Below are 13,960 nucleotides of genomic sequence, written 5' to 3'. Positions count from 1 at the left end.
TCCACGCTAGTATGCCCGATAATATAAAAAAACTTTGACCTCTGTCAGGACAAAGTTTTTCTACAAAAGGAATATAAAATTGAATCGATTTCACATTCCTTGTAGACAAGCCATTTATGGTAGCTGGTAGAAACTTTCAAGCCGTATTCTTGAAATTATACAAGGGATCTCTATTCATTTACAAAAACAATAGAGGAATTATAACAAATTCAAGGAGTCACGTCAATAGCGGGCGGTGCCTGCCATCATAGCTGTGCGATGCGGTCGCGGTCGCTTGCAGTCAGCTCAAAATCGAATAGATCCAGGCATTGCGCTTGGCGTTCTTTATTGTGAGACTTCGGAATGACGATCACATCTCGTTCAATTTGATACCGCAGGATAACTTGTGCGTATGTCTTTCCGTATTGCTCCCCGATGTCTTCCAGCACCCGCTTCGCTTGTTCATCAATGCCTCGCAATGGGGACCAGGCTACTGTGGCAATGCCTTTTTCCTTGTTATACGCAATTAATTCATCATTCCAATGTCCGGCTTGGGATTTGATTTGGTTGGCAGCCGGCGGAACCGTCCCTTTTTCAAGAAGCAGATCAAGATGTTCCTGTTCGAAGTTCGACACACCAATTAACCTAAAGACACCCCGGTTATAGTAGTCTTCTAAAATCGTCCAGGCTTCCACCATCTCAGCATGAGAATCCCATGGTTTGTGGATCAGGAACAGATCAATATAGTCCGTCTGCAACTTCTCCAAGCTCTTTTCAATCTCAGCATAGGCCCAGTCTGCACCATGGAAACCTTCAAACGTGTCCAGCTTCGTTGTGATAAAGAACTCTTCACGCGGCAGGCCGGATTTCTTGATTCCCTTTCCAACAACTTCCTCGTTCCTATACAATTGCGCACAGTCAAAATGACGGTAGCCGTTTTCGATGGCCCAGTCGACTTCTTGCGTGTCTCCCCGCAGGGCGCCTGTATATTGGTTCCCCTCTTTCCCATACGTATTCGTCCCGCTGCCGACGATCGGAATTTCAATGCCATTGTGTAGTGGTATAGACTTCAACATAATCCCTCCCTTTGATAGTTTCACCTTACCTTGCAGAAAGGGAGGAATCAATCTATCTGTTCAGCAAGGAGGGGTGCTCAGTAATTCAGGTCATACACTTGCGTCGCGGAAACACTTATCAGGCCATTCAGCTCCCGGACCGTTATTTCCATGCCTGTGATCATGCCCGATACCCCGTCCCCCACTTCGCCCCGGAAGTAGACGCCATTCTCAAATTCCACTTCGATTGTGCCGGGTTTTTTCGCCGTGACATGGAAGACATTCGTTCCGGGATCTCTTGTAATGTCGGCAACGTCTTGCGCGTGTTTCGACACGACAGTATGCTTGCCGATCCGCTGCACCATTTTCTTATCATAGTACCCATTCTGTTTGAACAGTTCTTCCGGATTGAATGTATACGACGGCCGCTCTCTCAGCACATCCATGTCATAATGGAAATACGCATGCTCCGGTTCTTTTGCCTGAATGGCATAGCGCACTTCTTTACCGCCCGCCAATTGGGCAATGGCAAGATAGCTGCCCGGCTTAGGAATCGATATGCACGTCTTTTGATCTTCTTTGCATGCCTGCGTGGCGGCATTGCCATCCAGCAACTTGCCATCTGTTGAATACAGGCTGACGTTCTTGATTTTCTCAGATCCGTACAACTCGAGCGGCGCCTCTGTCGGCAAGAGATCATTTGTCTCCTCAAGCGACAGCTGCAGTTCGCCATTCACTTTTTTGACATGTACATAATATTTCCGGTATACCTCTTCGTCCTGATTCACTGGCGATTCACCTTTATATCCGCTGACGTTCAGCGTAGCAGTTCCTTCTTTCAGCGGAATCAGCTGCAGCCGGTTCGGTCCCCAAGCCGCGGGGTTGCTGATTACCTCCTCATACACCTCCTGCTCCTCTTTCCAGATCGCTCCATACAGGCCGTCCATCCCAAACTCTTCTGCTGCAAATGTAGCCATCGCAGGTTTTTTCTCTTCTGCCGCCTTCATCATTTGTGCGGCCTGTCCTCTCGTCACAGGCTCATTCACGCCAAAACGGTTCGGTTCGACGCCGTCCGCGATCCCATACCGGTGCAGTATCAAAATACTGGCACTGTGTGACTGGTTGCCCGCCACGTCTCGATACGGATTTTTCATTCCGTAGAAATCATAGCGCGGCAAATCGAATGCCTTCACGAGAATGGATGCGAGCTGGCCCCGTTTCACCGGATCATTCGGCCCAAACCGCCCATCTTCATATCCGCCCATCACATTTGCCTCGGCGAGTGCGGCAATTGCCTTGTAAGATCCGTGCGATTTCCCAACATCTTTAAACTGCGGATCTTTCACTTGTGTCGTGTCCAGCCCTGTCAGTTTCACAATCATCGCAGCCGCCTGTCCTCGCGTCACCGGATTGCCGGGCTTAAACGTCCCATCCGGGTATCCGCCGATGATATGCCGGTCCGCCAGATCATTCACCGATTCTGCATACTGTTTACTCGCCGGCACATCGGAAAACACCTGCTCTCCCGCTGCACAGCCTGCCGCAGGGAAACTGCATGCCAGCACCAAAGCCCCGAGTACTCCCGTAATCTGTTTCTTCATGTGAATCTCCTCCTCATTTGCTGGCGTTCAACAGACAATTCAGCGTACAGACGGGGAAATCAGGAAAAAGTTTCAAGGAATTTGGAGTGATCAACGTCTTTCTAATGGTAGGTGAATAAAGTTCAGAAAAAACCGATTACTTTATTGACAAGTGCGAACATACGTTTTATGATAGGTATAACGGATTGAGGAGGTGTCAGTTTTGGCGGTAATGGTTCGAGAGGATGCAGAACAGTACGGATTACAAGTGTTAGAGCTTCGCAATGATGTGGTCTTCAAATCTTTTTTCACGGATGAACGGAATAATGGATTGCTTCTCCATTTCGTCAATTCAATTGTAGGCGGCAGCATTCGTTCCATCCAAGTGGTCGATCCTACGAACAAGCAGGAACACAGGACGGATAAGTATTCGGTTTTGGACTTGAAGGCAACGACAGGCAGCGGCGAATGGATCAATATAGAAGTGCAACTGCAAAATCATCCTGCCTTCAAAGAAAGGGTGTTGTATTACTGGGCAAAAACTTATACCTCACAGGCCAAGCACCGGAATCCATACACGCAATTGCAGAAGGTCATCCAAATCGTTATCACGGATTTTGAATTGTTGCCTTCACTCGGGATTCATAGTACATTCCAATTACAAGATATTTCTTCTGGCGAACTCTTCACGGATCACTTGGAAATCCACACACTGCAACTTGGAAAACAGGCAAACAAACCAGTAACCACCATGGACGACTTGGAAAAATGGCTGCTATTTTTTAAAGGGGATCAAAAAGCAAAGGAGGAAGCCGCTTTGGAAAGTACCGCTTTTGAACAGGCTTGGGAAGAAATCCGCAAGCTCAGCATGGATCCTGAAACCATCCATCTCGCTATCAGCCGAGAGAAAGCATTACGAGACCATATCAGCTTGATGCATGATGCGGAAACTCGTGGTTTGCAAATGGGAATCGAGAGAGGAATCGAGAAAGGAATCGAGAAAGGGATGGAGGAAGGCTCCAGGAAGGAAAAAATCGAGATTGTTCTAAAACTCCATGACGAGTCCTCTCCACTCCCATTCATCGCAAAAGTGACTGATTTATCCGTGGAAGAGGTCCAAGCGATTATTGAGAAGCGGGAAAATCGTGCGTAAGGGAAGGTAAACAGGAAGGAAGCCATCGTTCACGGGCTTCCTTCTTTTTCGTATATGCACTGCGCTTCAATCCATGCTCCTAGATGACAGAAGCTTCAAAAAGGAACAGAGACCAGGGCATTATCGGTTGCCCCGGTCTCTGTTTCAACATCACTGCCACTCATCGAATAAATACGGCTGCACCGTCACGCGCAAAACAAAGCCCAGCTGTTCGACACGGACGGAGATCCCTTCGAAATACACACCTTCGAAAAGATGCACACGGTCATCCGGAAACTTGACGATGAAACTGCCCTCTTCTTTTGCCTCTGCCCGGAAACGGTTCGTGCCTTTCTCCCGCGTCACGACAGCCATTTTCTCGGAACCTTCCGGGATCACATACGTGCCGAGGAGAGTCCCAGGTTTGACGGAATAATACTCATCCGTGTTCAAATCTACCAAATGGGTTTTCCGTTCCTGCAACGTCCGGGTCTTATAAAGGAAATGCGCTGTCCTTTCCGTCGCCTCGATGCCATACCTGACCTCTTCGCCGCCTTTGAATTGTACAGTCGCTATATATTGACCGGGTTGATCGATCGGAATACAGAGTTTGTCCTGCCCGTACACTTTGCAATGCCTGAAGCTCACCTGATCACGCACGCGTTCCCCTTCCATCTTCGCCAGGGAGATGTGTTCCACTTGTCTGATCTGCTCCAGCGACATGTCGAGCGTAGCATCCGCCGTGAAATGGTCGTCCGTCTCCTCGAGTGTCACGTCCCACTCGCCATCCGTCTTCTTGACATGTACATAATACTTCTTAAAATGGGTGTCATCCGGGAATACATCACTGCCTTCACCAAAGCTCAGCGTTCCCGTCCCTTCTTTCAGCGGGACGATCTGCAAACGGTCGCCCGTATAGCCGGCAGGCGTCTTACGCCCCGTCACCAAAGCAGCTTTGAAAATGTCCGGATTCTTCTCTCCATCATTGAACCACTCGATCCGGTCCCATCCAAACTCGCTTGCGTGCAGCGTCTTCATCTGCGGTTTCAGCTCCTCCGTCGCTTTCAGGAGCTTCGCCGCCTGCCCCCTCGTAATCAAAGCGTTCGGGCTGAATGTCGCCCGGGATGTACCCGTCGTAATGCCGAGGTGGTAGAGGATCAAGATGTTCGGGCTATGCGAAAAATACCGCTCGGTTCTCACGTCTGTGAACGGGTTCTCTAGGTCAGCATATCGCGGCAAATCGAACGCCTTCACGAGAATCGACGCCATCTGCCCCCGCGTAATCGGATTGTTCGGGCCATACCGTCCATCCTCATAGCCCCCGATGATCTCCTTTTCTGCAAGGGCCGCAATTGCCTGGTAGTACCCATTCTCCGGTGACACATCCTTGAATCCCGGATCCTTCACCTTTTCCGTATCCAGACCGATCATCTTCACAATGATCGCAGCCGCCTGTCCCCGCGTGATCGGATTCCCCGGCTTGAACGTGCCGTCCGGGTACCCGCCAATTATATTCCTCGCCGCCAGGCTCTCCACCGCTTCCGCAAAATGTTTCGTCTGCGGTACATCCGAAAATTGTGCGCCTTCCGCTGCCGCACCGGTTGCCGGCAAACTGGCCGAAAGCAATAAGGCAACTAGCAGCATCCATAGTTTCTTCACGTATATCCTTCCTCTCTATTGGCACATGTTTCCTGAAAGTATCGTATAGACGAGGGATTCCGGAAAAAGTTTCAGAGAAGATGAGAAAGAACTGATGAACTCGAATGGGACAAGCGACTCTGCCGAACGATTTGTGGGAAAACGAAGATCAGCCTTGATTGCCTAAAAAAGTGGATTCACCGTGGAATCGATAAAAACAAACGAGGAAATAAGCCGCAGCCAATCGACCGGCATTAGCTCGGCGTCACTTTAGCAAAACATATCATTCCGTAAAGAACGGAACAGGTGCATAGACAAGAACCACCATTAAACCAAACAAACTTAAAAGTCCGATTGTCTTATGCACCTCTTGCGAATCCTGGCTGCGGACTTTCTGGAAATCAATCGCCTTCCAGACCAGGCCGAACGTCAACGCGACAAGCAGCGGCAGGAGAAACTCATTCAGGGAAGACAGGCGTGCATTCATACATAAGACGAGCAGATATACAGTCAACCATGTCAGCGGCAGCCGTTTGGGCAACTCCATGACGTCACCTCTTTACCTTGATCTCTACTCTTGGCAAACCCTTTACCATCCTAGCCATCATATTGGACTCGGTCGACAAGCCTGTTGGCTGTCCAAATGCCAAGCAGCAAGGACGCGGCGATGACGGCAATGCTTAACGCCAAGATAAAGACGGAGTTCGGCGCAAAGCCGAGACTTCTCCATACGTAATCGATCAACAGATAGTACAAAACAGCGAATAGCGCAGACAGCAACAAACGAATGAATATATGTTTTCGGACCGCCACCTAAACCTCTCCTATCATTCTATTCTGAACCTTCTATAGAACCAATTATAAGGGAATGGATGGGATTTGCAATGGGACATCCGATTCTTCATGAAAAGAGCCGCTCCATGCCGGCATGGAACGGCTTTCATGTCGTGAGTAGGCAGGGGCTATCGATTCCGCACGTCGCGGATCTCATACGTCTCCTCGCCAATCACCACTTCATATGCCTTCTCTTTCTCATAATGCTTCTCCTGCCCCGCCCGGTTGCGGAAATTGAACGTTTCCCGCGTCAAGACGAGCGCATGGTCATCGTAGATGGTGATCCCTGTCACTACATTATCGAGGAATTCGAAATCCATCCCTTCGCCTGAGATTTCATCAAAGTAGTCCTCATACTCCCGGTACGCCTTGCTGCCCGCTTGCAGGTAAGGGGCGATCATGGAGAAATCCTCATAATACAACGCCCCTTCATAGACCGAGCGGAACGCCAGGATGAAATCTTCGAGCCACTCATCGTAGAAGTAGGCATCCCCTTCGTATTCTTCAGTAACGGGTGCCTGTGCAAGGTTGAAATCAATTAATTCACTACAATTTCATAATCATAAAAAATGAAGACCCTTTTCTAGAGGGATACTAATTTTCTAGCGGATTTTTATTTAAATTGATTAAATTAACATGAATGTTTTTTACACAGGCACCTTCACAACTACACAGGCACTTTAACAACTGCGCCGCCCCACTTCCACGTACTACTACTTCGCTCGAATCCCCCTAATCCTACTTTGCACTTCATTCGGATCATGCGACACGATAAACACCTTCGAAAACTGTTGATAGTACTGATCTTCATGGGCTTTCGGAGAGAGGATGATCAATTTCCGTTCCAGCTTTTCAGCGTATAGCCGGAAAACCGTGGATTTCCGGTTTTCGTCGAGTGCGCTGTCAAATTCATCTAGCACAATAAAGCCAGCCTGGTTCTCAAGGTTCTGGAGCAGTGCTAGCGCGAATAGCAGGGAACTGAGTGATTCTTCGCCGCCCGAGACGCCTCTTCCGACTCGTCCGCCTCTCGCCTTGACACTGACGTCCTCAAACTTGCCCCGGTGCCCCTCTTTCCGTACGTAGATGAAGAGCTTGAAGACAGGCCGGCCTTTCTTATCCGTGAGCTTTTCGTATTCGATTCGCCCCTGAAATTGAAATTCACCCATATACTCCTGGAAGAGCAGGTTGATTTTCGTCACTTGCATGTTGATGGCGGTTTCGAGACGCTGTTCGTTCTGGGTGGCGCGCTGTTCATTTTCGTCGAGCAGATTTTTGGCCGATTCCAGTTCGTCTTTTTTTCGCAAAACTTCACTTTCGAGTGTCCGGAAGTTCTCTACGGCATGCGGGTCAATATCCTTTTCATTGCGGGCTTGTTCGAAACCGACTTTCGCCTTGTTCAATCGGCTATTCCACTCATACATCGATATGCCTTGAGATGACTCCTTTAGCGCTTCCTCTACAACGTCAGGGATCAGTGTTCTGAGCGTCTCCAGTTCCTCTTCATAGGCCACCGCTTCCTGATGCATGCTCAGCCGTTCTTCCTTTTTGCCGCTGATCTGCTTTTCAATTTGTTCGATGTTCCGCTTGGCAGCCGTCAGACGGTCCTCCATCTCTGTTTTCGACCGGTTGTATTTCTGCAAAGACACAAACAGATCATCCAAAGTATTATTCAAAGCCACAATGGACCTCCGGGCGGCGTGCAATTCTTGGTTCTGCTTCTTGACGGACGTCTCGAGTGCTTGCAATAGCGCGATTCGTTCCGCCTGCTGGCCAAACCGGGCGAATACCGCGAGATAGCCTTCCAGCTCCTTGATCGCTGCGTCTTCACGCAACTGTATCTTCACGTGGGCATGTCTCTCGGCCTCAAGTTTCTCCTTGGACGCCATTAGATCTCGATACTCGGTGGAAAGGCTGTCGATTTGCTCCAACCGATATCGCTGGCTCGCTTCGTCAGATAAGAATGCTTCCGCCTCTTTCACTTTCTGCACATCGGCATTCCATACACGTAATGTACCCGTGTCCTGCGCGACTCGTGCTTGCAACTGCTCCACCTTTTCAGACAACCGGGAAATCAGTGCCTCCAGCGCCTTTCTTCTCTCTTCGATCGCCTTATCGCTGAGGATGAACGTATTCTGCTCTGCAGGGCCTCTCACCCCTTGCGAATCCCAAAGCAGCCCTTTCAGAATGCGCGGCTCTTCTTTCAGGAAAAACTGCTCCAGCCACCAGAGCACGCGCGATGCATGATTCTCTTCTTGCACCGTAAGCCCTTCCCGCATTTCAAGACCGTACGCAGGTAGACTGATGACAGAGCGATCCGGCACCACTTTTTCCAGCGACACATGATACAGATCGTTCAGCGGCACGCAAGAAGAGGCTTGATAGAAGATCGTATATTTCACGGCATCCAACAGCCGCTCTTTTTCAATCGGCAGATGATCGGCGAGCTTGATGAAGTGCCGGAGCGGGTATGCCGCAATCCCCTGCTTCTTCAAGTGGACGATCGCTTCGGTCTGCCTGCGAGACTGCACGCGATTCTCTTTGAGCAGTCCGTACTCCTCTTTCAGCTTCACGAGTTCTTTCTTTGCATCCGATACATCGTCTTTGTCTTTGTCGATCTTTGCTTCCAGCGTTCTCAAATCTGCCTGCAGCTGATGACTGGAACGATACCGGTCGATCCACTGCATCGCCTGAACTCGCTGCTTCTCCCATTGCGCTGCAGCCGCCTTCACAGTGGCATGCGTATTGCGGTTTTTCTCAATCGCTTCACCGATACTCTGAATCTGCTCTTTGATCGCCTGTTCCTCTTGCGATGACTGCTCCAAATTCCGTTCCGCTTCAGCCAGTTTCGCCTTCGTCTCCGTTTCTGTGTACGGAAGACGCGCATATTCCTCTTGCAGCTCACTCAATTCATTCCGCAAGCCTGCGAGTTCGTCTTCCGCCTTCCCAAGCCGCTCTTCTCTGGCGCCAAGCTGTTCTTCCTCCGCAGCCAGCATGTTCTGCTGCTCCTCCTGGTTCGATTTCACCGTACTCAGCCGCTCGTTCACCTGGGCCAGTTCTTCAGTATCCTGCTGCAACTTGTCCTGCTCCGTTTCCAGTTCCTGCTCTCTTGCTTCTATATATTCTTCTGCTTCTTTCACATTGCCAGCAAGCAAAGCCCTGAGCCCGTTCGCAGCTTGCGCATACATTTTTCCGTTTTCCAGCAGACGCATCCGGTTATTCTCGAAGCGGTCCTTTTTATCACGCCTAAAGGTCAAGTCCATTTCAAGAAGCTTCTGCTGGGTTGTCGCCATCTGGAACGCTTCTTGCGCTTCCTTTACGATATCCAAGGATACTTCCCAGTCTTTCTGGATGCGGTCGATCTTGTGCATCTCGCTAAAGATGCGGAATCGTTCTTCGGGCGCCATTACGGAGAATTGATTGACTTCCTGCTGGTACCAGATAAGGTAATACAAATCGGGATGGATCTTATATTTGAATTCAAGTTCCCGTTTATACGCCGTAAAATTATTCTTATTCACATCTCCAGACCGGAATGCTTGCCGGAGTTCCAATTCATCGATCGTCTCGCCGTCATATATCTCATACCGCAGCTTGATCAGTTCTTTCGGCGGCTGTTCGATGAGCAGGCGGAACTCGATGAAAAGGGGCGCATCCACGCGGGACGGCCCTTCATTCTTAAATAGAAGATGGATAGCCGCCCGCCATGTCTCGTCCTCCGCCAAGTTCTGCGATTTCAGCCCTTCAATGTCGACTTTCGCGGAACGCAGGACAGCCCCCATGCAGAAGGAGATCGTCGACTTGCCTGCCCCGTTCGGCCCCGTGATCAAGATATGTTCCTCCGCCTGATCCAGCATCATCTTCTCGTGGCCATAATCACGGATGCCCGTGAATTGCAATCGCCAAGGTATCAAGAGAAATCCTCCCCTTCAAATAGGTTATAACGGTTAAAGAACTTCATGACATCCTCTTTTGACAACTGGCTGGAATGGCTGAATTCGACCATCCGGCGTAAGAACGAATCGGAGAACATATGGACACCGATCGCCGTGACCTGGTAGGCTTCCTCCTGCCCCGTCACTTGGTGCTGCATGACGGCTCCGATTTTCTTGAGCGCATCGATTGCAAGCTGGATGCGCCTGCTGCCTTTCTTCACCTCGTGCCCGAACGCGTCCAGCAGCTGGGAGACCAATGTGTACTCATGTTTCAACACTTCCTGCTGATAAAACATGAACAGCAGAACAGCGAGCGCTTCCGCGGACAACGTCTGACGCGCAGACCGCGCTGGAACACGCAGCATCGCGACCACCTGATCCCGCTCCTCATCATAGATGAGCCGGTAATACCTGCCGACTGCCTGATTGACACGCGACAGGAACGAAAAGAAATAGCCATCATCCCCCGACGTATCAGCAAGCAGCCGTTCCACTTCCTTCCGGGACAAGCCGAAATTCGTTGCACGCACCGTCGCACTGGATGAAAAAAGGATCGACATGAATGCCATCTCTTCCCGGCTCGATAATACGCTGCGCAAGGAATGCAGACTGTTCAGTGACATATTATCGTTCATCTCTTCGCCGGATGCTGTATGTTCGGTCGTCATCTTCCATCCATCTCCATTCCTTCTCAAGTTCCGGTACGTCTTCGTCACGCGCAAGCTTCACTTTTTTATTCGCTTCCAGTGCCGCAACGCCTAGAAGCTGACGGATTGCATCTCCCCATGACTCGGAACCCGTCTCGATCACCGTCTCTTCAAGTCCCGCTTTTTCTTTCATTCTCAGATAGTCCTCAATCTTTTCCGTATCGATGGCCGCTTTCGTCATGAGCCAGCTTGCTTCGTCCATGACAGTCCCGATCGCCTGCGCGTCAATCAGCACTTCCTCGAATTCGACCTCTTCTTCATCCTCAATCTCAGCGACGACCGGTTCATAACTTTCAAGGAATTGAAGCCCTTCCTCGATGCCCGCCGGCGACAGAGGACTTGCGTACTTGACGGGCATCCACAATCCGTCCAGCTCTTCGCCTTCATACTGGCCCTGTTCCATGAAGCTGAGTAATTGATAGGCATTCGGGATTTCGGATTCAAGGGGCGGATTGAACATTTTCGTGATGAATACACGGACTTTTTCAGGTGAAATGGCGGTCATAAGAGGGGTTTTCTGCACATTCATGAATTGGAGATATTTATTGATCATCCCGATCGAAAGGCTCGTCCCTTCCGCAAGCGCCGCTGTTCCGCGCTGCACATGCCGGCTGAGGACCAGACTGTCTTCGATCGTGGCGAACTGTTTCAAACGGTCATGCAGCTTCTGATCGAGATCTTCCATGAGCGTATGGATGATCTCCAGCTGCGGCAGCGCATTCCGTTCTGCGAGAAGTTCAAGCTCCCGCTCTTTCAGCAAGTCAATCGCATCTTGCACATTCCGGATCATGCTGCCGATGATATTGCCGCCCGAGACGCCCTTGTCGTCGTACGCTTCACTGATTTCCGCGTCGCGCCTCGCCTGGAACAAGGAACGGCCGATGTCATCTTCCAGGTAATACGCGAGGGAATCATTCGCAAGACGGGTCAGCGCATGCATCATCCGTTTGCCGACACTCATCATCTTGATGTGGCCCGACTGCTTGCTGATCCAGTTATTCGCGGCTAACACATTGAGGATCTGGCCGACTCTCGCTTTCGTCGGCGGCTCGTTGTCGTTGAACTTGTTCAGATACCGGTAATACAACGTCTCTGCACTATCAATGGGATCCGCAAGCCCGTACGCTTCCTGATGGATCAATTCAATGATCCGCAAGAAACGGAGCATCTCAAGCGGCGAATCGAATATCGCTTCCCCCGAGAGATCCTTCATCACACCCGCCAGCGTAATGAGATCCCGCATGGCACGCGTCACTTCCGGCTGCTGATGATCCGCTCCGAAAATCGAAACTACCGATTGCACATCCTTCTCCATTCAGCGGGACCTCCTAACGTCATTTCCTGTTCTGTACTCTTGCCTTCCGACCATTTTTGATACGCATCCAAATCCGTGAACAGTTGGTCCGCCGTTCCAACAAACCGAACAGCTATCCCCTCTGCCAAATCCGCCAAATCCCTAGCGATGACCGTACCCGCAAAATCCGCATCGACCCAGACGATGACCAATTGAATGGTAGAGTTGCGGCAAATCTGCGTGATCAGTTTACGATGGGCACCCCTCACCTGCCCGTCCACGCCAAGGACAAGCGAAGACGTGTCCTCGAGGAATTCAACCTCTGTCGCCATCCTCGTCAAGACAGCGCGGTTCTCAACTAGCCACAAGATGTTGGCGGAAGTGGAGTACTGGTCCAATGCAACCGCAAGATCCGTCGTCGCATGCACCGCGCCTACGCGATATGCCGAGAATTCCCCTTGCAAGTCTCCCGTGAAAAGAACCGGAACGATCGAACCCGTACTCACAATCCCGAGCTCCTGGACCGGTGCGCCGAGCCATTTTTCAAGACGCTGGATAAACACATCCCGGTTCGCATCGAACACCTTCGACCCGCCAATCCGCCGGTAATACGTCGCACCGATCTCCTTATATTCCATATGGTGTTGCCGCTGTTTCAACTGGAGGAACGCAATCAGAAAATGCATGAACTTCCGTACCCGTTCGGTTGGCCACGCTTCCTCGTCAACTGCCGCGAAAGCAAATTCATTCAGTTTTGCCAGAAACGATGAAGGCAGCTTGCCGGATGAAGCTTGAATTTCGTGCAGCAAGGTTTGCCGAAGCTCCTGATCCGCCGCAGCCGTCTCCTCTTTTCGCTGCAACTCAAATGCATACAAGCCCGGCCCCATCCGATACTGGATGGATGACGGCGTCTTTCCATCCGCCTTGAACCGGACCTCCTGGATCAGCCATCCTTTCCGTAACGCCTCACTCAGCAACGACTCCGAAATCGGCAGCGTGCTCCTGCGGGATTTCGGTTTCAAGCCCAGCTTGACGATCTCGTCAGGCGGCACGGCATCGTAGTCGACCGCCGCTTGCACATTTCCAAGCGTCCGGTATGTCCGGGCGGTCCATTTCTGGATGACCCATTCCTGGTTTCCAAGCGGCTCGACGGATTCTCCTGTTTTACAGACGAAGGTTTCTAGAAATGTTTGTGTAGTGATCATGACAGGCCTCCGGTTTGGTGTAGTATGGGTTGCGACTGGTGGTACTATTGATTGTAGTATACCATGGAATTCCATCAGACTAAATTTAGTGAAATAAAAAAGGAAACCCCGTTATAGGTTCCCTAATTTGTAGCCAGAAAATAGTTAGACGACTTTTGCTTTATCTTGAATCACACTATAATGGCGATCTTTGAAGTCATATTGAAAGTTACCGGCAAGTTAAAAAAGTGTGGCCAGCTGGTGAGTAGCAAAATTTACACAGTCAGCCAATACAAACGTTTATGCTTCCATCCTTTGCCCTTGCTAATCATTCTTTTACATATTACAGTATAAGTGTGCATAATTATTATTGATCATGGTTTGCATAGAAGACCTTGATTCAATATATACTGAAAAGCCCATTGTTTGCGTAGCAGACATTGGGCTTTTTATTTGCAGAAGGTCAGAGAGACGAGTACCTCAGAATATGATAGATTATAAGATGCAGCTACATATAGCGGATTGGGCGGTTGGCACTCCCTTGAGAGAGGGGGTGTTTACATGGTGACATACGACGCAATGAACATGTTATTCTAATTTGGAATATTTCTAGCGACAGTAGTAA

11 protein-coding genes and 1 riboswitch are annotated in these 13,960 nt (G+C 50.2%); of the genes, 1 reads left to right on the top strand and 10 read right to left on the bottom strand.

Features of this window, described 5'->3' with window-relative positions:
* Positions 1–82 precede the first annotated feature (82 nt).
* Positions 83–183: riboswitch (purine riboswitch) on the bottom strand.
* A 62-nt stretch (positions 184–245) separates the two neighbouring features.
* Entirely contained in the window at positions 246–1,055 is an 810-nt protein-coding gene (locus ACZ5FK_RS12735) for an aldo/keto reductase (RefSeq protein ID WP_464805260.1), read from the bottom strand.
* Between the two features lie 77 nt (positions 1,056–1,132).
* Positions 1,133–2,635: an S-layer homology domain-containing protein gene (locus tag ACZ5FK_RS12730; protein ID WP_464805259.1), complete on the bottom strand. Its 1,503-nt coding sequence runs from the start codon at positions 2,633–2,635 to the stop codon at positions 1,133–1,135.
* Positions 2,636–2,846: 211 nt separating this feature from the next.
* Between ACZ5FK_RS12730 and ACZ5FK_RS12725 the strand changes: the two genes are divergently transcribed.
* Positions 2,847–3,767, top strand: a complete 921-nt coding sequence (locus tag ACZ5FK_RS12725) for an Rpn family recombination-promoting nuclease/putative transposase (protein WP_464807434.1) — start codon at positions 2,847–2,849, stop codon at positions 3,765–3,767.
* A 150-nt stretch (positions 3,768–3,917) separates the two neighbouring features.
* On the opposite strand, the gene ACZ5FK_RS12720 is transcribed toward ACZ5FK_RS12725, so the two are convergent.
* The 8 genes from ACZ5FK_RS12720 to ACZ5FK_RS12685 all read right to left on the bottom strand — a co-directional run bounded on the left by ACZ5FK_RS12720 (position 3,918) and on the right by ACZ5FK_RS12685 (position 13,356).
* Positions 3,918–5,405, bottom strand: a complete 1,488-nt coding sequence (locus ACZ5FK_RS12720; RefSeq protein ID WP_464805258.1) for an S-layer homology domain-containing protein — start codon at positions 5,403–5,405, stop codon at positions 3,918–3,920.
* 262 nt (positions 5,406–5,667) lie between these two features.
* Positions 5,668–5,931 (bottom strand): hypothetical protein, encoded by a 264-nt coding sequence (locus ACZ5FK_RS12715; protein WP_464805257.1) that lies wholly within the window; start codon positions 5,929–5,931, stop codon positions 5,668–5,670.
* A gap of 50 nt (positions 5,932–5,981) precedes the next feature.
* Positions 5,982–6,197 (bottom strand): hypothetical protein, encoded by a 216-nt coding sequence (locus ACZ5FK_RS12710; protein ID WP_464805256.1) that lies wholly within the window; start codon positions 6,195–6,197, stop codon positions 5,982–5,984.
* A gap of 149 nt (positions 6,198–6,346) precedes the next feature.
* The gene (locus tag ACZ5FK_RS12705; RefSeq protein WP_464805255.1) at positions 6,347–6,640 is read right to left on the bottom strand and encodes a TcaA NTF2-like domain-containing protein; all 294 of its coding nucleotides are present in this window, start codon (positions 6,638–6,640) and stop codon (positions 6,347–6,349) included.
* Positions 6,641–6,931: 291 nt separating this feature from the next.
* Positions 6,932–10,129, bottom strand: a complete 3,198-nt coding sequence (locus tag ACZ5FK_RS12700; protein ID WP_464805254.1) for an AAA family ATPase — start codon at positions 10,127–10,129, stop codon at positions 6,932–6,934.
* Positions 10,126–10,818 (bottom strand): hypothetical protein, encoded by a 693-nt coding sequence (locus ACZ5FK_RS12695; protein WP_464805253.1) that lies wholly within the window; start codon positions 10,816–10,818, stop codon positions 10,126–10,128. The genes ACZ5FK_RS12700 and ACZ5FK_RS12695 overlap by 4 nt, the downstream gene beginning before the upstream one ends.
* On the bottom strand, positions 10,775–12,172 hold the full coding sequence (locus ACZ5FK_RS12690; RefSeq protein ID WP_464805252.1) for a hypothetical protein: 1,398 nt from the start codon (positions 12,170–12,172) through the stop codon (positions 10,775–10,777). The genes ACZ5FK_RS12695 and ACZ5FK_RS12690 overlap by 44 nt, the downstream gene beginning before the upstream one ends.
* Positions 12,148–13,356 (bottom strand): hypothetical protein, encoded by a 1,209-nt coding sequence (locus ACZ5FK_RS12685; protein WP_464805251.1) that lies wholly within the window; start codon positions 13,354–13,356, stop codon positions 12,148–12,150. Before ACZ5FK_RS12685 ends, ACZ5FK_RS12690 begins: the two co-directional genes overlap by 25 nt.
* Positions 13,357–13,960 lie beyond the last annotated feature (604 nt).

This window comes from Sporosarcina sp. GTC18466 (genome assembly GCF_055389225.1).
This window is presented reverse-complemented; position numbering and strand designations above follow the sequence as displayed.

Coding starts and splice junctions, on each gene's coding strand:
- ACZ5FK_RS12735 (WP_464805260.1), bottom strand. CDS start 1,055: ATGTTGAAGTCTATACCACTACACAATGGCATTGAAATTCCGATCGTC.
- ACZ5FK_RS12725 (WP_464807434.1), top strand. CDS start 2,847: ATGGTTCGAGAGGATGCAGAACAGTACGGATTACAAGTGTTAGAGCTT.
- ACZ5FK_RS12730 (WP_464805259.1), bottom strand. CDS start 2,635: ATGAAGAAACAGATTACGGGAGTACTCGGGGCTTTGGTGCTGGCATGC.
- ACZ5FK_RS12695 (WP_464805253.1), bottom strand. CDS start 10,818: ATGACGACCGAACATACAGCATCCGGCGAAGAGATGAACGATAATATG.
- ACZ5FK_RS12715 (WP_464805257.1), bottom strand. CDS start 5,931: ATGGAGTTGCCCAAACGGCTGCCGCTGACATGGTTGACTGTATATCTG.
- ACZ5FK_RS12690 (WP_464805252.1), bottom strand. CDS start 12,172: ATGGAGAAGGATGTGCAATCGGTAGTTTCGATTTTCGGAGCGGATCAT.
- ACZ5FK_RS12685 (WP_464805251.1), bottom strand. CDS start 13,356: ATGATCACTACACAAACATTTCTAGAAACCTTCGTCTGTAAAACAGGA.